Source organism: Myxococcus sp. CA023, from assembly GCF_010998615.1.
In the GTDB taxonomy this organism is placed as follows: Bacteria; Myxococcota; Myxococcia; order Myxococcales; family Myxococcaceae; genus Myxococcus.
In genome coordinates this window covers 1-19,425 of record NZ_JAAEAH010000068.1, presented here as the reverse complement: position 1 = coordinate 19,425, position 19,425 = coordinate 1, and the positions used below count along the sequence as shown (strand labels likewise).

18 protein-coding genes, 1 tRNA gene and 1 pseudogene are annotated in these 19,425 nt (G+C 65.9%); all 20 read right to left on the bottom strand.

The window, feature by feature from the left end; translation table 11 throughout:
- Positions 1-35: 35 nt before the first annotated feature.
- Entirely contained in the window at positions 36-1,058 is a 1,023-nt protein-coding gene (locus F8M74_RS26950; protein WP_141257392.1) for a carbohydrate kinase, read from the bottom strand.
- Positions 1,055-1,789: a DNA repair protein RecO gene (gene recO / locus F8M74_RS26945; RefSeq protein ID WP_090494962.1), complete on the bottom strand. Its 735-nt coding sequence runs from the start codon at positions 1,787-1,789 to the stop codon at positions 1,055-1,057. Before recO ends, F8M74_RS26950 begins: the two co-directional genes overlap by 4 nt.
- A gap of 9 nt (positions 1,790-1,798) precedes the next feature.
- Positions 1,799-2,185, bottom strand: coding sequence for a RodZ family helix-turn-helix domain-containing protein (locus F8M74_RS26940; protein ID WP_011553135.1), 387 nt, complete (start codon positions 2,183-2,185; stop codon positions 1,799-1,801).
- Between the two features lie 22 nt (positions 2,186-2,207).
- A complete protein-coding gene (tgl, locus tag F8M74_RS26935; protein ID WP_141257391.1) occupies positions 2,208-2,969 on the bottom strand; it encodes a social motility TPR repeat lipoprotein Tgl in 762 nt (253 codons plus the stop codon).
- Between the two features lie 37 nt (positions 2,970-3,006).
- Positions 3,007-3,474 carry a social motility and stimulation tgl protein gene (locus F8M74_RS26930; protein ID WP_141257390.1) on the bottom strand — a complete coding sequence of 156 codons (468 nt, stop codon included), beginning with the start codon at positions 3,472-3,474 and terminating at the stop codon, positions 3,007-3,009.
- Between the two features lie 32 nt (positions 3,475-3,506).
- Positions 3,507-4,196: a hypothetical protein gene (locus tag F8M74_RS26925; protein WP_194858735.1), complete on the bottom strand. Its 690-nt coding sequence runs from the start codon at positions 4,194-4,196 to the stop codon at positions 3,507-3,509.
- A 131-nt stretch (positions 4,197-4,327) separates the two neighbouring features.
- Positions 4,328-5,068, bottom strand: coding sequence for a lytic transglycosylase domain-containing protein (locus F8M74_RS26920; protein WP_011553131.1), 741 nt, complete (start codon positions 5,066-5,068; stop codon positions 4,328-4,330).
- Complete coding sequence (locus F8M74_RS26915; RefSeq protein ID WP_140862317.1) at positions 5,065-5,415, bottom strand: phasin family protein; 351 nt, start codon at positions 5,413-5,415, stop codon at positions 5,065-5,067. The genes F8M74_RS26920 and F8M74_RS26915 overlap by 4 nt, the downstream gene beginning before the upstream one ends.
- A 172-nt stretch (positions 5,416-5,587) precedes the next feature.
- Positions 5,588-6,115, bottom strand: coding sequence for a hypothetical protein (locus tag F8M74_RS26910; protein ID WP_171410530.1), 528 nt, complete (start codon positions 6,113-6,115; stop codon positions 5,588-5,590).
- 210 nt (positions 6,116-6,325) lie between these two features.
- Complete coding sequence (rpoC, locus tag F8M74_RS26905; protein WP_141258438.1) at positions 6,326-10,537, bottom strand: DNA-directed RNA polymerase subunit beta'; 4,212 nt, start codon at positions 10,535-10,537, stop codon at positions 6,326-6,328.
- Between the two features lie 135 nt (positions 10,538-10,672).
- Complete coding sequence (gene rpoB / locus F8M74_RS26900) at positions 10,673-14,899, bottom strand: DNA-directed RNA polymerase subunit beta (RefSeq protein ID WP_141258437.1); 4,227 nt, start codon at positions 14,897-14,899, stop codon at positions 10,673-10,675.
- 177 nt (positions 14,900-15,076) lie between these two features.
- The gene (rplL, locus tag F8M74_RS26895) at positions 15,077-15,445 is read right to left on the bottom strand and encodes a 50S ribosomal protein L7/L12 (protein WP_011553126.1); all 369 of its coding nucleotides are present in this window, start codon (positions 15,443-15,445) and stop codon (positions 15,077-15,079) included.
- A 102-nt stretch (positions 15,446-15,547) separates the two neighbouring features.
- A complete protein-coding gene (gene rplJ / locus F8M74_RS26890) occupies positions 15,548-16,069 on the bottom strand; it encodes a 50S ribosomal protein L10 (protein WP_141258436.1) in 522 nt (173 codons plus the stop codon).
- 397 nt (positions 16,070-16,466) lie between these two features.
- Entirely contained in the window at positions 16,467-17,180 is a 714-nt protein-coding gene (rplA, locus tag F8M74_RS26885) for a 50S ribosomal protein L1 (protein WP_141258435.1), read from the bottom strand.
- Between the two features lie 36 nt (positions 17,181-17,216).
- Positions 17,217-17,663 (bottom strand): 50S ribosomal protein L11, encoded by a 447-nt coding sequence (gene rplK / locus F8M74_RS26880; protein WP_090494983.1) that lies wholly within the window; start codon positions 17,661-17,663, stop codon positions 17,217-17,219.
- A 146-nt stretch (positions 17,664-17,809) separates the two neighbouring features.
- Positions 17,810-18,352 carry a transcription termination/antitermination protein NusG gene (nusG, locus tag F8M74_RS26875; RefSeq protein ID WP_090494984.1) on the bottom strand — a complete coding sequence of 181 codons (543 nt, stop codon included), beginning with the start codon at positions 18,350-18,352 and terminating at the stop codon, positions 17,810-17,812.
- Positions 18,352-18,795 (bottom strand): preprotein translocase subunit SecE, encoded by a 444-nt coding sequence (gene secE / locus F8M74_RS26870; RefSeq protein ID WP_011553121.1) that lies wholly within the window; start codon positions 18,793-18,795, stop codon positions 18,352-18,354. Before secE ends, nusG begins: the two co-directional genes overlap by 1 nt.
- 100 nt (positions 18,796-18,895) lie before the next feature.
- Positions 18,896-18,971 (bottom strand) — tRNA-Trp (locus F8M74_RS26865).
- A gap of 23 nt (positions 18,972-18,994) precedes the next feature.
- Entirely contained in the window at positions 18,995-19,159 is a 165-nt protein-coding gene (gene rpmG, locus F8M74_RS26860; protein ID WP_011553120.1) for a 50S ribosomal protein L33, read from the bottom strand.
- A 99-nt stretch (positions 19,160-19,258) separates the two neighbouring features.
- Positions 19,259-19,425: pseudogene (gene tuf / locus F8M74_RS26855) on the bottom strand (elongation factor Tu); the annotation flags it as partial.

Below are 19,425 nucleotides of genomic sequence, written 5' to 3'. Positions count from 1 at the left end.
TGTTCGTCGGACGCGACGACACCACCGTCACAGCGCTATGCGCGAGAACTGTCCGGACGCGACGGCATGACCTGAGCCAGCACTTCCGCCCGGGGAAGCCCATCCACCGCACCGAGCTTCTCCACGACACGGGCCCCGACCTCACACGCGAACGTGGCCAGCGCCGTCAGTTCCGCCCCGGTTGCATCGCCCAGGGCCTCAGCGCCGCCGTACCAGCGCACCAGCCCCTGCAGCAGGCCCGCGACGAAACCATCGCCAGCACCGGTGGTGTCGACGACGTGCGTCTGCGGCGCCGCGACGTGGATGCGCTCCCCCTTCCACAGCAGCAGCGCGCCACGCTCGCCCAGCGTCACCACGGGCAGCGGCACGCCCATCGCGGCCAGTCGCGTCAGCGCTTCGTGGGGCACCTCCGTCCCCGTGACGAAGCCAATCTCCTCCTCGGAGAGCTTCACCACGGTGCACAGCGGTAGCATCCGCGCCAGCAGGCCCTTCAGGAGAGACGTGTCCTCCCATGCATGCAGCCGCAAGTTGGGGTCACAGCTCACGATGAGCCCCGCGTCGCGCGCCAGCCCCAGCATCCTCACCGCGGCCTCCTGCGCCTCCGGCCACTGGAGCGAGTTGGAACCACAGTGCACTGCCTTCGCCCCCGACAGGAACGCCGCGTCGACATCCGCCTGTCCCAGCAGGAACTCAGCGGAGCGTGTCCGGAAGAAGGTGAAGCTGCGCTCGCCCTTCCCATCCAGGGAGATGAATACCAGCCCGGTACGAGCCTCCGCCGTCTGGCGAAGGTGACTCACGTCCACGCCTTCCGCCGCCAATCGCTCGCGAAGGAAGTGCCCGAACTCATCCGCGCCCACCACGCCCAGCATGGCCGGACGCAGCCCCAACCGGGCCAGCCCCACCGCGACATTCGCCGGCGAGCCACCGGGGCACGGATGCCACGCGGGTACATCGCGCACGCGGTGCCCGGGAGCCGCCGGGAGGAAGTCCACCAACGTCTCGCCAAAGCACACGACATCCAGCGGCGGCATGAGCCCCTCGCTTCCGAACTTCGTCAATCCAGGCCCACCTGAGCCATGAAGTCCACGCTCTTGAGGCGGCGACCCAGGTGATGGGCAATGAAGACGTTGAGCAGGCCGCGAGCACGCGCGCGCAGATCCGGCGGCAGCGGCGTGCGCGCCCCTTCCTGGAGCGCGCGCAGGCCCGACAGCAGCGCCACCGGCACCGCCACGGACTCGCGAGCACGGGCTCCACACGGCTCACACACCGCGCCGCCATGGGCCTGGTCGAAACGAGGCCGCTCGCCCGGAGCGCCGCCACACAGCGAGCACGAATCAAACCGAGGCATCAACCCCGCGTGCGCCAGCGCGGACAGCTCGAAAGCCAGGAGCGACGTGGGCCCGGCCTCCTTCGCATCCAGTCGCGTCAGGTACGACTCCAGCAGGGCGAACAGCTCCGGCTGCGGCTCATGGTCCCGCGTCAGCTCGCGGCACAGCTCGACCGCGTACAAGGCCCGGGCAATCAGGGACAGGTCCTCGCGCGCCGCATAGAAGCCCGCGACGATGTCCGTGCCGTCCAGCCGCACCGTGCTGCCACGCGTCTCCACGATGTGCACACGAAGCCGCATGAACGGCTCCAGCGCGCCGGCGAAGCGCCGCTTGCTCTTGCGTGCGCCCGCGGCGAAGGCCGTCAGCTTCCCATGCTCGCGAGTCAGCAAGGTGACGAGCCGGTCGGACTCGCCATAGTCCACCGAGGACAGCACGAGCGCGTCGTCGTCGTATCGCTCCATGGAGATGCTTCAACGCGCGAGCGGATTGGGAAGCTTTCCGCTCAGCACCAGGAACAGGTACACGCCCAGGAGCAGGGCCGCCAGCAGCACGGACAGCCCCACGTAGGCCCGCTTGCGCCGCTCCTGCTCCAACTGCACGGGAGATGGCGCCGGGACGGACTTGTCCACCTCCTCGTAGCGCAGGACGGCCTCTTCCGGAGACATGCCGATGACCTGCGCGTACGCGCGGATGTAGTTCACCACGAAGATGCGCGAGGGAAGCCGTTCCACCTGACCGGCCTCGAGCGCGGTGATGAGCGTGGGAGGAATCTTGGTCTCCCGCGCGACGTCGTCACGCGAGAGCCCTCGGAGCTCTCGCTGCTGGCTCAGGTATTTGCCGAAATCGACGTGGTCCACGGGTCCCCAGATACCCAACGCGCTAGAGCTTTTCCAGCAGCCTCCGGCAGTCGTCCTTCAGCACCTGTTCACCAGCTTTCGCCTTGGTCTCACAGGTAGCGAAGGCTGCCTTCGCCGCATCGACCTGCCCCAGCTTCGCCTGACAGACGCCCTCACGCATGTACGCTTCCGCCACGTCCGGGCAATTCTCGCGGTAGTGCGTGAACTGGCGGCACGCCTCGGAGGTACGCCCCGTCTCGTCGTAGATGAGCCCCAGGTTCTTGTAGCCCAAACAGAAGTTGGGGTTGGTCGTCACCGCGGCCTTGATGCTCTCCACCGCGCGGTCCGGCTCGCCCTTCTTGTAGTACGCCCACCCCAGGTTTCCCTGGGCGATGAAGGGCGTCGGGTAGAGCATGTCGTTGAGGACCAGCTCATAGAGCTTGATGGCGTCGTCGTAGCGGCCCTGGTCCAGGTGCACGTTGGCGAGGTTGGTGCGCGCCTCGGAGAAGTCGGGGCGAACCTCCAGCGCCTTGCTGTAGTGCTTGACGGCCTCGTCGGGACGGCGAAACGCCAGGTGCAGCAGGATGCCCATGGCGTTGTTCGCGTCGGGGTAGTTCGGGTCGTTCTTCAGCGACACCTGCAGCTCGCGCAGCGCATCCTGGAGCTCGCCGGCCTGCTGGGCCTGCAGCGCCAGGTCGTAGTGAATCTCGGCGCTCCGCTTCTCCTTCTCCGTGGGCGTGTGGGAGCAACCGGAGGACACCAGCAGCAGCGCGAGCGAACAGGACGCGGTGGAAAGGCGGAACATGGGGAGCGGCTCTCGACGAGGGTGAGGGGGCGGTGACTCAGAAGGCGGCCAGGAAGCGGCCCAGGGTGGTGGTGACGTTCTTCTTCTCCTCGGCGCGCGCCACCACGGAGGGTACGAGCGTCGGGTCCTTGAAGAACACCGGCAACGTCTTGAGCTGCTCGTCCTGCTGCTCGGGGGCCATCGCGCGCCAGTTGGCGTCGTCCATCATGAACCCGAGCGACTCCACGAAGGCCAGCGCGTCCCCCTCGTCGTCGCGGTACTCATCCGCTGACACGTTGCGCCGGCCGGACAGGTACACCGCGCAGTCCGCGGCCTCCGCCAGGTACAGGTACACGAAGACAGCCGCGGTCCCCTGCCCTCCCCGGAGGCCCACGACGAAGGCCTGCGCCGGACCGGCCTGCTTGCCCGGAATGGCCACGTGCGGCGCGTTGAGGGAGGTATGCAGCGCCAGGATTTGTTCCCGCGTGGCGGGCAGCCCGCGGTAGCGCTCGTCGAGGTTGAACACGGTTGTCTCCGTTACCCGAAGCCCCGCACCCGTCAGCGCGTGGTGAGGGTGAACTCCTGCGTCGCATCCTGCGTGTCCGCCGCCGTCTTCTGGAAGCGGAGGATGGGATTGTCGATCATCACGTTCCCGCCGCCCTCGTTCCCCTCGCCAATAATGACCCGAAACACGTGGGCAGGCGAACTGCTGCGCGCGTCCGCGGCGTTTCCCTTCCGCGCGATGAACGTCACCTTGTTCGCACCCGGCCGCAGGTTGCGGGTGATGTCCACCACCACCTGGTCCTCGTTGCCTCGCAGCTTGCGCAGCCACGTGGAATTGATGAACACGTCGATGTCGTACCCCGTCATCCCCGGCACCGTCTGCTCCGTCACCAGCCAGTAGCGCTGGGTGAGGCGCCCGGGGGCCGTGGGCGCGCCAGGCGCCTGCTGCGCCGCGGGAGGCGCCTTCTCGGCGGGGGCGGCCGGCCCCGGGGTGGCGGGTGCCGGTGCCTGGGGCGACGCGGCGGGGGCCGGAGGCGTCACCGCCGTCACGCGGGCCGCGTAGCCCGGCGCGTCGATGTGCACGTTGCCGGCCTCGTCGATGCGGACGGTGGCCTTCTCGAACTTCTGGTTGGTGACGCCGTCAATCTTGACGCCGTTGAGGAAGACGGAGCCTGCGTGCGCCCCGAACGGGGCCAGGGCCAGGGCGGCGGCGAGCGCGGCGCTGGGGAACAGGGGGTTCTTCATGCGGGTCACTCCTGAGAATCTCCAACAGTCCCGGGCACTTGGAACGCTTAGCGCACCCGGCGGAACGGAACAAGGCGCGCGTACACCCCGTTGGAGCGTCCCAGCCGCCCGGAGATTCACCCCGAGCCCACTCAGGGCATGGGCTCGGGAGGCACCTCGCGCTGCGCCAAGGCCCAGTCACCGCCCAGCCCGTGGCCCTCACGGAAGCGCCGGAAGTCCCGGCGGACCGCGCGCGGATAGCGCCGGAAGCGCTCCAATTCACCCTGCTTGATGGCGTTGCGGATGCGGGTGGGGCCGGCGTTGTAGGCCATCAGGGCCAGGTCCAGGTCCCCACCGAAGCGCTCCTGTAACGAGCGCAGGTAGCGGATGCCCAGCCGCACGCAGAGCGCGGTGTCCGCGGTCACTTCCTCGCGGGACAGGCGCAGTCCTTCCTTCTCCGCCAGGAAGTGCAGCGTGCTGGGTTTGATCTGCATCAACCCACGCGCGCCCTTCACGGACACTGCATCTTCCGTGAAGTCCGACTCCACGTCGATGATGGCCAGGATCAGCAGCGGATCATACGCGAGCCGCCCGGCCTCCTCGGCGATGGCCTGGATGAGCTGCCGGCGCAGCGTCAGGCCCAGGTCCGGGGCTCGGCGCGCCAACACCGCGTCGATGAGCGACGCCTCGGGGGAGATGACCTCCGCCGCCACGACGCCTGGGACGACGGGCTGCACCGGCCGCTCTTCCAGCAACGGCACCAGCCGCGCCGACACGACGAGCGCCGCCCCCGCGAGCAGCGGGAGCCGGGAACAACCCGAGCTGAAGGCGTGGAGACGTTCGAAGAGCCGCGTACCGAAAGACCTCCCGCCCGAAGGGGCGGGGGCTTTCACTTCCGGTGCTCCAGGGCCTGGATGCGCTCGGCCAGCTTGTCCAGCCGGGTTCCAAACGCCGCCAGTTCCTCGCGGCGGGGCAGCTTCATCTTCGTCAGGGCCTGGCGCACCCGCTCTTCCACGTTGTGCTCCAGGTCCTTGCGGTGGCCCACCAGCCGCTCACTGAACTCCCGGGCCTGGCGCTTCACCTCGTCCTGGCTCCAACCCGCCACCGCGGCCACGCGCTGCACGGCCCGCGAGGCTTCTTCCTCGGCCGTGTTCACCGCCAGCAGGGCCTGGCTCCAGAGACGCTCGAACGTCTCCGTCACGGAGTGCTTCTCTCGGGGGGCCTCGGGCTTGTTGTCCATGGGGTCTCTCCGGGAGGTGTACAGGCCAGACGTTCAGGCCCGACCCGGTCGGGGAACGGCCGAAATAAGCACACCCCCGACGTGAAGGGAACGACGGCGATGTGCCTCCCCCTTCTCTTTCGTACTCCGAGAAAGGGAGAGGTCGCACTGCCTGTCGGGATTCGGCGGGACTTCAGGCGCGCGGCGAGGACGCGGGGCTACTCGCGGGCTTCGCGCCGTTTACCCGACGGACGGGCTTCAGCAGCGAGTCCACCTTGCGGGACAGCTTCGCCAGCTCCTTGTTGAGGTCCTTCAGCTGCGCCTGGCTGGCCACGCCCACGGCCTCGACGACGCGCGTCTGGATACCGTCAAAGCGCTTGCGCAGCTCGGTGCCCGCGGCGTCCACGCGCCGGCTCAGCTCGGTGCTGGCCTCGTTGGCGCGCTTGCTCAGCTCCTGCACGCGGGGGTCCGTCAGCAGCTCACCGGCCTGGAACTTCCCCCACAGCGCCTGGGCCTCCTTGGCGGCCTCCTGCCCACGGGTCTCCAAGGTCTTCACGACCTTGCCTGCTTCGCCTTCCAGTTCCTCAATGCGCTTCTGCGCCTGGGAAAGCTGGGCCTTCAGAAAGCTCTCCACATTCTGCGCCAGTCCGCTCTTCGCAGCGGCCTCGGAGCTCTGAACTTCGTTCTGCGTCGCCTCGGTCTCGGTCTTCGTCGTGGCCATACCGTCCTCCCCTATCCCGGCTTTCACCGGGCGGTAACCAGGTGCGTCACTACAACGTTCAACAGCTAACGCAGCGCGCCATAAGCGTCAAGCCAACGACGAGCCCATAACGCGATTAGCCATAAACAAAGGAAAACCGCCGCCCCAGAGAAAGCTCTGGGAGCGGCGGTTGTCTTTCAGCGAACGCTTTGAGGACGGCTGGGGCGCGGCTTAGGCCGCGCCGGTCGTCTGCGTGCCTACCGGGCGGGAAGGCTCGCCCAGGGGGCCGGTGTCGCCGTGAGTGGCCGCCAGGGCGGCCTCCATCTCGTTGACCTCGTCGGTGGGGCTCTCCACCGCGATGTCCAGGTGCTTGTAGTTCGGCAGACCCGTGCCGGCGGGGATGAGCCGGCCCATGATGACGTTCTCCTTGAGGCCGCGCAGGTAGTCCACCTTGCCGTTGATGGCGGCCTCGGTGAGCACCTTGGTGGTCTCCTGGAAGGACGACGCGGAGATGAAGGACTCAGTGGAGAGCGAGGCCTTGGTGATGCCGAGCAGCAGCGGCTCGCCAACGGCGGGACGCTTGCCTTCCGACATGACCTTCTCGTTCTCCTCCTCGAACACCCACTTCTCGACCTGCTCGTCGACCAGGAAGTTGGTGTCGCCCACATCGGTGACGCGCACGCGGCGGAGCATCTGCCGCACGATGGTCTCGATGTGCTTGTCGTTGATCTTCACGCCCTGCAGTCGGTAGACCTCCTGCACTTCGTCCACCAGGTAGCGCGCGAGTTCCTTCTCGCCGAGCACCTTGAGGATGTCGTGCGGGTTGGCCGAGCCGTCCATCATCGCCTCGCCGGCCTTCACGCGGTCGCCGGAGTGGACGCTGATGTTCTTGCCCTTGGAGATCAAATACTCCTTGGCCAGGTCCGTGCGCTGCTCGCCGTTCACCTCGGGGGTGATGATGAGCTTGCGCTTGCCCTTGGTGTCCTTGCCGAACGACACCACGCCGTCGATCTCCGCGATCGCCGCCGCGTCCTTCGGCTTGCGCGCCTCGAAGAGCTCGGCCACGCGGGGCAGACCGCCCGTGATGTCCTTGGTCTTCGTCGTCTCGCGCGGCACCTTGGCGATGACCTCGCCCGGGTGGATCTCATCGCCGTCGTTGACGGTGATGATGGAGCCCTGCGGCAGGAAGTAGCTCGCCGGGTTGCGGGAGCTGGGCAGGTCCTTCACGTTGCCGTTGGCATCGCGGATCGTGACGCGCGGACGCGCCTCCGGGTCCTTGGACTCGATGACCGTCTTACGCGACAGACCGGTCACCTCGTCCAGCGCCTCGGACATCGTCACGCCTTCGATGATGTCCTCGTAGCGCACGACACCGCCGACCTCGGTCAGCAGCGGAATCGCGAACGGGTCCCACTCCGCCATGAGGACGCCCGGCTCGATGCGCTGGCCTTCCTTCACGAGGATGCGGGCACCGTAGATGACCTGGTAACGCTCGCGCTCGCGGCCCGAGTCGTCCACGACGACGATTTCGCCGTTGCGGTTCATGGCCACCAGCGTGCCGTCCGTCTTCTGCACGGTGGTGAGGCCCGCGAACTTCACGCTACCCGCGTAGCGGTTCTCCAGGCTGGACTGCTCCGCGCGCCGCGTCGCCGCACCACCGATGTGGAAGGTGCGCATCGTGAGCTGGGTACCCGGCTCACCGATGGACTGCGCCGCGATGACGCCGACCGCCTCACCCACGGACACCTTGCGGCCGCGGGCCAGGTCACGGCCGTAGCACTCCACGCAGATGCCGCGCTTGGCCTGGCAGGTGAGCACCGAGCGGATCTTCACCTTGTCCATGCCGCTGTTCTCGATGCGGCGGACGCGGTCCTCGTCGATCTCCTCGTTGGCGCGCACCAGCACCTCGCCCGTCACAGGGTCGAGGATGTCATCCAGGGCCACGCGGCCCAGGATGCGCTCGCCGAGCGGCTCGATGATCTCGCCGCCCTCCACCAGGGCGCCGATGAACAGGCCGTCCATGGTGCCGCAGTCGTACTCGTTGATGATGGCGTCCTGCGCCACGTCCACGAGACGGCGGGTGAGGTAACCGGAGTTGGCCGTCTTGAGCGCCGTGTCCGCCAGACCCTTACGGGCGCCGTGCGTGGAGATGAAGTACTGCAGCACGGAGAGGCCTTCACGGAAGTTGGCCGTGATGGGCGTCTCGATGATTTCGCCGGAGGGCTTCGCCATCAGGCCACGCATACCCGCCAGCTGACGGATCTGCTGGGCGCTACCACGCGCGCCCGAGTCGGCCATGATGTAGATGGGGTTGAAGGACGGCTGCTTGCGCGTCTCGCGCTTGCCGTCGCGGTCCCCGGACGTCTCCTCCTGGGAGATCTGCTGCATCATCTCCTGGGCGACCTTCTCGGTGATCTCCGCCCAGATATCGATGACCTTGTTGTAGCGCTCGCCGTCGGTGATGAGGCCCTCGAGGTACTGGTTCTCGATCTCCGACACTTCCTTGCGCGCGAAGTCCAGGAACTCCTGCTTCTTCGCAGGGATGATCATGTCCTTGAGCGCGATGGAGATACCGGCGCGGGTGGCGTTGTAGTAGCCGAGGCTGCGCACGCGGTCCGCGAGCAGCACCGTCTCCTTCTCACCCGTGAGGCGGTAGCAGAGGTCGATGAGGCCGCCGAGCGACTTCTTGTCGAGCACCTTGTTGATGGCGTCGAAGCCCACCGCGCGCGGGACGACCTCCCACAGGAGGACGCGGCCGACGGTGGTCTCCTTGCGCTTGCCGTCGATGCGGCAGACGACCTTCGCCTGGAGGTGCACTTCGCCGTGGTCGTACGCGGCACGCACCTCGTCGGGCGAGGCGAACACGCGGCCCTCGCCGCCGGCGAACTCGCGGGCGCGGGTCATGTAGTAGATGCCGAGCACCATGTCCTGCGTCGGGACGATGATGGGCTTGCCGTTCGCGGGGCTGAGGATGTTGTTCGTCGACATCATCAGCACGCGGGCCTCCATCTGAGCCTCGATGGAGAGCGGCACGTGCACGGCCATCTGGTCGCCGTCGAAGTCGGCGTTGAAGGCGGCACACACCAGCGGGTGAAGCTGGATGGCCTTGCCTTCAATCAGCACGGGCTCGAAGGCCTGCATGCCCAGACGGTGCAGCGTGGGGGCGCGGTTGAGGAGCACCGGGTGCTCGCGGATGACGTCCTCGAGGATGTCCCAGACCTCGGGACGCTCCTTCTCCACCATCTTCTTCGCGGACTTGATGGTGGTGACGTAACCCTTCTCTTCGAGCTTGTTGTAGATGAACGGCTTGAAGAGCTCGAGCGCCATGATCTTCGGCAGACCGCACTGGTGCAGGCGCAGCTCGGGGCCCACCACGATGACGGAGCGGCCCGAGTAGTCCACGCGCTTGCCGAGCAGGTTCTGGCGGAACCGGCCCTGCTTGCCCTTGAGCATGTCGGACAGCGACTTCAGCGGGCGCTTGTTGGGGCCCGTGATGGTCTTCCCGCGGCGGCCGTTGTCGAACAGCGCGTCCACGGCCTCCTGCAGCATCCGCTTCTCGTTGCGGATGATGATGTCCGGAGCGTTCAGCTCCTGGAGGCGCTTCAGACGGTTGTTGCGGTTGATGACGCGGCGGTACAGGTCGTTCAGGTCGGAGGTCGCGAAGCGGCCACCGTCCAGGGGAACGAGCGGGCGCAGGTCCGGCGGAATCACCGGAATCACGTCCAGCATCATCCACTCTGGCTTGTTGCCGGAGACGCGGAACGCCTCGGCCACCTTCAGGCGCTTGGCGTACTTCTTCCGCTTCGCCTCGCTGGTGGTCTCGCGCATGTCCTTGCGCAGCTCTTCGGACAGCTTCTCCACGTCCAGCGACTTGAGCATCTCGCGGACGGCCTCGCCGCCCATGCCCGTGGTGAAGGAGTCCTCACCGTGCTCCTGGTAGAGCCGGTGCATCTTGTCCTCGCTGATGAGCTCGCCCTTCTGCAGCGGCGTCGCCTTCGGATCGAGGACGATGTAGCTCTCGCAGTAGAGGACCTTCTCCAGCTCCTTCAGCGTGATGTCGAGCAGGTTGCCGATGCGGCTCGGCAGCGACTTGAGGAACCAGATGTGGGCCACCGGTGTGGCCAGGGTGATGTGGCCCAGGCGCTCACGGCGCACCTTGGACTGGATGACCTCCACGCCGCACTTCTCGCACACCACGCCGCGGTGCTTCATGCGCTTGTACTTGCCGCAGTTGCACTCGTAGTCCTTCACCGGCCCGAAGATGCGGGCGCAGAAGAGCCCGTCCCGCTCCGGCTTGAACGTGCGGTAGTTGATCGTCTCCGGCTTCTTCACCTCGCCATGGGACCACTGGCGAATCTTGTCGGGCGACGCCAGGGCGATGCGGATGGCGTTGAACGACAGCGGGTCCTTCGGCTTCTCGAAGAAGTTGAAAATGTCCTTCACGTTGCCTCCGAAATCTCGTTGGGCGCCCCCCACTTTCAAGGGGGGCCGCCAGCTGATTCGGGCCCCCGCCCCGTTCCGGCCGCGCCCGCCCCTTTCGGGACGGCGGGCGGCCGGTCAGGCGGGCGCTCCGTGCAATCAGGCCTCGGTTCCCGTCTTGCGCTCCTCGCCGTCACCACCGCCGAGGAAGTCGCCTCCGAAGCTGCGCTGCCGCTCCGGCGGGGCGCTCTCCAGCAGCTCCACGTCGAGCGCGAGCGACTGGAGTTCCTTGAGGAGCACGTTGAACGACTCGGGAAGGCCGCTCTCCAGGACGTTGTCGCCCTTGACGATGGCCTCGTACATGCGCGTGCGGCCCACCACGTCGTCCGACTTGACGGTGAGGAACTCCTGCAGCGTGTACGCCGCGCCGTAGGCCTCCATCGCCCAGACTTCCATCTCGCCCAGACGCTGACCGCCGAACTGCGCCTTGCCGCCCAGGGGCTGCTGCGTAACGAGCGAGTAGGGCCCGATGGAGCGAGCGTGGATCTTCTCGTCCACCAGGTGGTGCAGCTTCAGCATGTACATGACGCCCACGGTGACGTTCTGGTCGAACGGCTCACCGGTGCGCCCGTCGAAGAGCACCATCTGGCCCGTGCGGGGCAGCTGACCCTCGTCCAGCAGGGCGTGGATCTCCGTCTCCTGTGCGCCGTCGAAGACGGGCGTGGCGACGTGGATGCCCCGCTTGGAGCGGCGGCACAGCTGCTTGATCTCCTCGTCGTCGAGCTTGTCGAGGAACTCGCCGAACGCCGGGTCGCTGTAGATGACCTTGAGGCGCTCCTTGATGGCGTCCGAGCTCCAGTTGGCCTCGACGTAGCGCTGCAGCGCTTCGCCGGTGCCCTTGGCGGCCCAGCCCAGGTGCGTCTCAAGAATCTGCCCGATGTTCATGCGCGAGGGCACGCCCAGCGGGTTGAGGACGATGTCCACCGGACGCCCGTCCTCCAGGTACGGCATGTCCTCCTCGGGGAGGATGCGGGACACGACGCCCTTGTTTCCGTGGCGACCGGCCATCTTGTCGCCCACGGCCAGCTTGCGCTTGATGGCGACGTACACCTTCACCATCTTGATGACGCCCGGCGGCAGCTCGTCGCCCTTCTTGATGCGGGCGATCTTCTCGCCGAAGGCCAGCTTCACGGCCTCCTTCGTCTCCTCCAGGTTGCGGAGGATGTCGCGCAGGCGCGAGTCCAGCGGGTCGCCGACGGAGATCTCACCCCAGTACTTGTAGGGCACCGTGGACAGCAGCTCGTCGTCGAGGATGTCCCCCTTCTTCAGGAGGATCTTCCCCTTGTCGTCCACGAGCTTGCCCTGGACCTCCTTGGTGCGCACCAGGCCGCGGATGCGGCCGAACGCGCTGTCCTGGAGGACCTTGATCTCGTCGTTCTGGTCCTTGAGGAGCTTCGCCTCCTCCATGGACTCGATCTGCTTGGCGCGCTCGTCCTTCTCCACGCCCTTGCGGCTGAACACCTTGGCGTTGATGACGGTGCCCACCACGCCCGGCGGGACGCGCAGCGAGCTGTCACGCACGTCGCCGGCCTTCTCGCCGAAGATGGCGCGCAGCAGCTTCTCTTCGGGAGACAGCTGCGTCTCGCCCTTCGGGGTGATCTTGCCCACCAGCACGTCGCCGGGCTTCACCTCGGCGCCGATGCGGATGATGCCGCTCTCGTCGAGGTCCTTGAGGGCCTCCTCACCCACGTTCGGGATGTCGCGGGTGATCTCCTCCTTGCCCAGCTTGGTGTCGCGCGCGATGCACTCGAACTCCTCGATGTGGATCGACGTGAAGACGTCGTCCTTGAGGATGCGCTCGCTGATGAGGATGGAGTCCTCGAAGTTGTAGCCCTGCCACGGCATGAACGCGACGACCACGTTCTGGCCCAGCGCCAGCTCGCCCGTCTCGGTGGCGGGACCGTCGGCGATGACGTCACCCTTCATCACCCGGTCGCCCTTGCTGATGATGGGCTTCTGGTTGAGGCAGGTGTTCTGGTTGGAGCGCTGGTACTTGAGCAGGTTGTAGATGTCGACCTCGCTCGTGACATCGCTCAGCGAGGCCGGCACGTCCGCCTTCACCACGATGCGGCCGGCGTCCACGCTCTCCACGATGCCGTCGCGCCGGGCCACGCAGGTGACGCCGGAGTCGCGGGCGACGATGGACTCAATGCCCGTGCCCACCAGCGGCGCCGCGGTGCGCAGCAGCGGAACGGCCTGACGCTGCATGTTGGAGCCCATGAGCGCGCGGTTGGCGTCGTCGTTCTCCAGGAACGGGATGAGCGACGCGGCCACCGACACCAGCTGCTTCGGGGACACGTCCATCAGGTCCACGTCCTCGGCGCGAGCCTGGACGAACTCACCACCCCGGCGGCTGGACACCAGCGCGTTGGCGAACTTGCCCTTCTTGTCCGTCTCCGCGTTCGCCTGGGCGATCGTGTGCTTCTCCTCCTCGAGTGCGGAGTAGAAGGCCACGTCGTTCGTCACCACGCCCGCCTCAACCTTGCGGTACGGCGTCTCCACGAAGCCGAACTCGTTGACGCGCGCGTAGGTGGACAGCGACGCGATGAGGCCGATGTTCGGACCTTCCGGCGTCTCGATGGGGCAGATGCGGCCGTAGTGCGTCGGGTGCACGTCGCGCACCTCGAAGCCGGCGCGCTCGCGGGTGAGGCCGCCGGGCCCGAGCGCCGACAGGCGCCGCTTGTGCGTGACCTCGGACAGGGGGTTCGTCTGGTCCATGAACTGCGACAGCTGGCTGGACCCGAAGAACTCCTTGATGACCGCCGTGACGGGCTTGGCGTTGATGAGATCGTGCGGCATGAGCGTCTCGATCTCCTGGAGGCTCATGCGCTCCTTGATCGCCCGCTCCATGCGCACCAGGCCGATGCGGTACTGGTTCTCCAGCAGCTCGCCCACCGCGCGGACGCGGCGGTTGCCCAGGTGGTCGATGTCGTCGATGGTCCCCTTGCCGTTCTTCAGATCGATCAGGTAGCGGATCACCTCGAGGATGTCCCGCTTGGTGAGGATCTGCCCGTCGAGCGGCTCCTCGAGGCCGAACTTGAAGTTCAGCTTGAGGCGGCCGACCTTGGAGAGGTCGTAGCGCTCCGGGTTGAAGAACAGGTTGGTGAACAGGTTGATGGCCGTCTCCGGCGTCGGCGGATCGCCAGGGCGCAGGCGGCGGTAGATCTCCATGATGGACTGCTCGGGGGTCTCGAGCTTGTCCAGCATCAACGTCTCACGCAGGTACGGGCCCACGTTGAGGTTGTCGATGAAGAGGACCTTGAACTCCTTGATGCCGTGCTTGAGGAGCTCGTCGACCTTCTCCTGGGTGACTTCCTCGTTGCACTCGAGGAGCACCACGCCGTTGGTCTCTTCGACCACGTCGTAGGCGGACACCTTGGTGAAGAGCTCGTCCGCATCGATCGGGAGCGTCTTCATCTTCGCCGCTTCGAGCTTCTTGATGGCGGCGCGGGTGAACTTGCGGTTCTTCTTGACGATCAGCTCGCCCGTCTTGGCCTTGATGTCGCGGGTCGCGCGCTGACCGGGCAGCAGCTCGAGCTCGACGCTCTTCTCGAACTCCTCCGCGCTGTGGAGGTAGATCGTTTCCGTCGCGTAGTAGTAGTTGAGGATTTCCTCGGTGGAGCCCTTGAACTCCAGCGGGTTCTTCTTCGCGGTGTCCGAGACGGCGCCGAGCGCGCGGATGAGCACCGTAGCCGGCAGCTTGCGGCGGCGGTCGATGCGCACGTACAGCAGGTCCTTGTGGTCGAACTCGAAGTCGATCCACGAACCGCGGTAGGGAATGATGCGGGCGTTGTAGAGCAGCTTGCCAGACGAGTGGCTCTTGCCCTTGTCATGGTCAAAGAAGGCGCCGGGGCTTCGGTGCAGCTGGCTGACGACGACGCGCTCGGTACCGTTGATGATGAAGGTGCCGTTCTGGGTCATCAGCGGGATTTCGCCGAAGTAGACCTCCTGCTCCTTCACGTCGCGAATGGACTGGGCGCCGGTCTCCTCGTCCTTGTCCCACACGACCAGGCGCACGACGACCTTGATGGGCGCCGAATACGTCATGCCACGCTGGTGGCACTCATCCACGTCGTACTTCGGGCGCTCCAGGTGGTAGCTCACGAACTCCAGCGAGGAGGTCTCGTTGAAGTCGCGGATGGGGAACACCGACTTGAAGACGCCCTGAAGACCGAGGTCCTCGCGCTTGTCGGCGGCAATGTCCGCCTGGAGGAACTTCTCGTAGGACTGCTTCTGGATGTTGATAAGATTGGGAATGTCGATGATCTTCGCGATCTTCGCGAAGGTCTTCCGCACGCGGAAATTGTTCTGGATCTGCGTCGGCATTCTGGCTCCGGGGACGACTGCTCGGGCGGGCAAACTTCAGTAACGCGCGGCGGCGCCGGGAAATTTGCAACGGTCAAATGGGCAAAGCCGGCGCCCCCACTCAGGGAGCGCCGGCCTGCACATCCGGTCAGGAGGCTGCCCGAAATTTCCCGGAAAACCGGACAGTCCCTGTAGAAACTACTTGATGTCGACGGTCGCACCAGCCGCGGTGAGCTGGTCCTTGATCTTCTTGGCGTCGTCCTTGTTGACGCCTTCCTTGACGTTCTTCGGAGCGCCCTCGACCAGGTCCTTGGCCTCCTTCAGGCCCAGGCCGGTGATCGCGCGGATCTCCTTGATGACGTTGATCTTGTTGGCGCCGGCGTTGGCCAGCACCACCGTGAACTCCGTCTTCTCCTCGACAGGAGCGGCGGCGGCGGCCGGGCCCGCGGCAACGGCCACGGCGGCGGCGGAGACGCCCCACTTGCTCTCGAGCTGCTTCACGAGCTCGGCCGCCTCGAGGACGGTCAGGGAGGAGAGCTGGTCAACAATCGCGTTCAGGTCAGCCATTGAAATGTGTCCTTCTGGTTTCGACTAACGGCCGACTCCCCTTTGGAGAGTTCCGGCCGGAGAGGTTGCGGTAGAAAAACTTCTCGAACAGATGAGGGCTTCTCAGCCCTGCGCCTTGTCCGCGTTGGCCTGGATGACTCGGGCGAGCTGCGAACCCGGAGCCGCGATGGTCCGAACCAGCTTGCTCGCGGGCTGGCTGATGACACCCAGCAGCTGCGCGCGAAGCTCGGGCAGACCCGGCAGCTTCGCCAGGGCCTTCACGCCGGCGACGTCGACCTTGCGGCCTTCGACAACGGCAGTGCGGATCTTGATCTTGTCCTCGATGTCCTTCGCGAACTCGACCAGGATCTTCGCGGGAGCCACCACGTCGCCGTAGCTGATGCACAGGGCCACGGGGCCCGTGAAGTCATCAGCGATGACCGACACGGACGTGCCCTGCGCGGCACGGCGCGCCAGCGTGTTCTTGATGACCTTGTACTCGACGTTGCCCTCGCGGAACTTCTTGCGGAGCTTGGTCACCGTCTCCACGTCCACCTTGGTGAACTCGGCGACGACGGCGGAGGTCGTCCTCGAGAACTTCTCGTGGAGCTCCTTGATCATCTCTTCCTTCTCGCTCTTCAGCACTTTGACTCACCTCCTTACTGGGCCCGCCTTTTCAGGACGGGCGTGATGCCTGGGCCAAAGTGGCAGAGCGAGAGGAGCCTTCGAGAGGCACCACACCGCACCTCCAGTCTCGGCAGGGCTGACCTTGCGGTCGTTTGAACCAGGGGTCGAAGGCGCCGTCCGGCCGGTTGCCCGGCTGCCAACGGAACATGCACCCTCTCCGCCCAGGTCCCTGCTGTCATGAACCAGGTGTCGGGACGCCGCGCCTCACGACGTGGCGCCCCAATTGCAAAAGCCGGGGGCCTATACCCCCGGCTTCAGCAAAGATCCAGAACTTTCGAACCTGTGACGTCAGACAGGTGACAGCCCCGACTCGAAGTCAGGGCTGCGCCCCCCTGTCCGTGCGGCCGGACGGCGATTAGCCGTGGCGCGTCTTGATCTCCATGGTGTCGAGCTTGATGCCCGGCCCCATGGAGGACGAGATGGCGATGCCCTGGAGGTACACGCCCTTCGCGGCGGCCGGCTTCAGCTTCATCACCAGGTCCACCAGCGCGTTGAAGTTGGCCTCGAGCTTCTCGACCTCGAAGGAGGACTTGCCCAGCTTCGCGTGGACGATACCGGCCTTCTCGGCGCGGAAGTCGACCTTACCGCCCTTGGCGTCGCGAATGGCCTTCGCGACATCCATGGTCACCGTGCCGACCTTCGGGTTCGGCATCAGGCCACGAGGACCGAGCACCTTACCGAGGCGACCGACGACACCCATCATGTCCGGGGTGGCGATGACGGTGTCGAAATCGAGGAAGCCCTCCTCGATGCGCTTCTGGAGGTCCTCGGCGCCGACCACGTCCGCGCCGGCGTTGGTCGCGTCGGTGGCCTTCTCGCCCTTGGCGAACACGGCCACGCGCACGGTGGCGCCGGTGCCGTGCGGGAGCACCACGGCGCCACGGACCATCTGGTCCGCGTGCTTCGGGTCCACGCCCAGGTTGATGGAGACGTCGACCGTCTGGTCGTACTTGGTGGAGCGAGCCTCCACCGTCTTCTTCAGGAGCTGAAAGCCCTCGCCGATGGTGTAGCGCTTATCGCGGTCAACCAGAGCGGCGGCCGCACGGAACTTCTTCCCAGTCTTAGCCATGACAGAAATCCTTGTCGTGAGTGGGTGCGCGGCGGCCTAGCCGACGACGTCGATGCCCATGGAGCGTGCGGTGCCAGCAATGGTGCTCATGCAGGCCTCGAGCGACGCGGCGGTGGTGTCCTGGATCTTCTTCTTCGCGATTTCCTCGAGCTGAGCGCGGGTGATCTGCCCGACCTTCTCCTTGCCCGGCTTCTTCGCGCCCGAACCCTTCTTCTTCTCCGTGTGGAGACCCGCGGCCTTCTTGATGAGGACGGCGGCGGGCGGGGTCTTCAGGATGAAGGTGAAGGAGCGGTCCGCATACACGGTGATGACCACCGGGATGATGAGACCTTCCTTGGCCTCCGCCTGGGTCTTCGCGTTGAACTGCTTGCAGAACTCCATGATGTTCACGCCCTGCTGACCGAGCGCGGGGCCGATCGGCGGAGCGGGGTTCGCCTTGCCGGCGGGGATCTGCAGCTTGACCTGACCTGTGATCTTCTTCATCGAACGACTACTGCCTTTCGAGTGGGTGGTGCGAGCGGGCTACCAGACGGGGAAGCCCTCCCACCCATGAGTCCGGCCCCAATCCGGGGACCAGAAATGCGAACGCCGCGCACGCCATACAGGGGTGCACGGCGCGGCATCAACTGCTAGCCGGTGGTCTTCTCCACCTGCATGAAGTCCAGCTCCACCGGGGTGGCACGGCCGAAGATGCTGACCAGCACCTTCACCCTGCCCTTTTCCGCATTGACCTCTTCCACGGTCCCGTTGAAGTTCGCGAACGGACCGTCGATGACGCGCACCGTGTCGCCGTCGTCGAACTGCACCTTGGGCTTCGGCTTGAGCGTGCCTTCAGAGATCTGCGACGTCAGCCGCGCCACTTCCTGATCGGAGATGGGCAACGGATTCTGGTGCTGCGCCGTTCCCGGGAACCCCGTGATCTTCGGCGTGTTCTTCACCAGGTGGAGCGTGCGGTCGTTCAGCTCCATCTGCACGAAGATGTAGCCGGGGAAGAACTTGCGACGAGAGGTCTTCTTCTCGCCTTTCACCATTTCGACGACCTGTTCCATCGGAATCAGGATTTCACCGAACTGGTCCTGAAGGCCCTCCAGACGGACCTTCTCTTCCAGGCTCTTCTTCGCCTGGTTCTCGAAGTTCGAGTAGGTGTGGACCACGTACCATTTCATCGCCATTACAGCTTCCCCCACATGGCCGGCAGCCACTCCACCATCAGGTTGTAGGCGGCGGTATCGATGCAGAAGAGGATGACGGCGGCAACCAGGGACGCCACGACGACGGCCATGGTCGACGCCTTGGTCTCCGACCAGGTGGGCCAGGTGACCTTCATCAACTCCGAAGCCACGTCGATGGACAGCGCATGGGTGCGCGGGTGGAAGTACGCACCCACAGCCAATCCCACGGCCAGCACGTAGCTCACCAGGGTGGAGACCTTCCAGTCCAAGCCCTCGATAAGGACCGGGTCGCTCCAGCTGAACCGCGCCCACAGCAACCCGAGCAGGCGCTCCAGGAAGAGGGCCAGGACGATGCCGACGAGAAGATAGAAGATGACCACGAGCCGCTTCGGATCCATCGCCGAGCGGTTAGCCTGCTGGCTGGCCTCTGATGCCGTCGCCATGGTGCCTCACGAGGTACTGCGGATGCGAATTCGCGGAACTGCGAAAACACAGGAACCCCCGGCACCTCCAGGTACCGGGGGCCCCGCGACTACTGAGAGTTGGCAGGCCAGGAGGGATTCGAACCCCCAACACGCGGATTTGGAGACCGCTGCTCTACCGTTGGAGCTACTGGCCTAGAACCTTCCCTGAACTACCGACCTAGACCTTACCTTCCTTGTGGTCCTGATGCTTGCGGCAACGAGGGCAGAACTTGCTCAGCTCGAGCTTGTCCTGGCTCTTCCGCTTGTTCTTCGTGGTCGTGTAGTTCCGCTCTTTGCACACAGTGCACTCGAGCGAAATAATAGAACGATTGCCCTTCGGCATGACCTACCTCACCAGATACGAGAGGGGAAGGCTACCACAACGCAGCCCTCCCCTCGGAATCGGGACAGTGAGCCCGGCGGCCTTACGGCCGACCCGGCATTACTCGATGATTTCCGCCACGACGCCGGCGCCCACGGTACGGCCACCCTCGCGAACAGCGAAGCGCAGCTCCTTCTCCATGGCCACGGGGGTGATGAGCTCCACCTCGATGGCGATGTTGTCGCCCGGCATCACCATTTCGACGTTCTCCGGCAGCTTCACCGAGC

Excerpts from the sequence above, each read along its gene's own strand:
- rplK (WP_090494983.1), bottom strand. The coding sequence starts at position 17,663 with ATGAAGAAGATCACAGGTCAGGTCAAGCTGCAGATCCCCGCCGGCAAG.
- recO (WP_090494962.1), bottom strand. The coding sequence starts at position 1,789 with ATGGAGCGATACGACGACGACGCGCTCGTGCTGTCCTCGGTGGACTAT.
- secE (WP_011553121.1), bottom strand. The coding sequence starts at position 18,795 with ATGGCGACGGCATCAGAGGCCAGCCAGCAGGCTAACCGCTCGGCGATG.
- F8M74_RS26915 (WP_140862317.1), bottom strand. The coding sequence starts at position 5,415 with ATGGACAACAAGCCCGAGGCCCCCCGAGAGAAGCACTCCGTGACGGAG.
- tgl (WP_141257391.1), bottom strand. The coding sequence starts at position 2,969 with ATGTTCCGCCTTTCCACCGCGTCCTGTTCGCTCGCGCTGCTGCTGGTG.
- F8M74_RS26910 (WP_171410530.1), bottom strand. The coding sequence starts at position 6,115 with ATGGCCACGACGAAGACCGAGACCGAGGCGACGCAGAACGAAGTTCAG.
- rpmG (WP_011553120.1), bottom strand. The coding sequence starts at position 19,159 with ATGCCGAAGGGCAATCGTTCTATTATTTCGCTCGAGTGCACTGTGTGC.
- rpoB (WP_141258437.1), bottom strand. The coding sequence starts at position 14,899 with ATGCCGACGCAGATCCAGAACAATTTCCGCGTGCGGAAGACCTTCGCG.
- F8M74_RS26925 (WP_194858735.1), bottom strand. The coding sequence starts at position 4,196 with ATGAAGAACCCCCTGTTCCCCAGCGCCGCGCTCGCCGCCGCCCTGGCC.
- nusG (WP_090494984.1), bottom strand. The coding sequence starts at position 18,352 with ATGGCGATGAAATGGTACGTGGTCCACACCTACTCGAACTTCGAGAAC.
- rplA (WP_141258435.1), bottom strand. The coding sequence starts at position 17,180 with ATGGCTAAGACTGGGAAGAAGTTCCGTGCGGCCGCCGCTCTGGTTGAC.
- rplL (WP_011553126.1), bottom strand. The coding sequence starts at position 15,445 with ATGGCTGACCTGAACGCGATTGTTGACCAGCTCTCCTCCCTGACCGTC.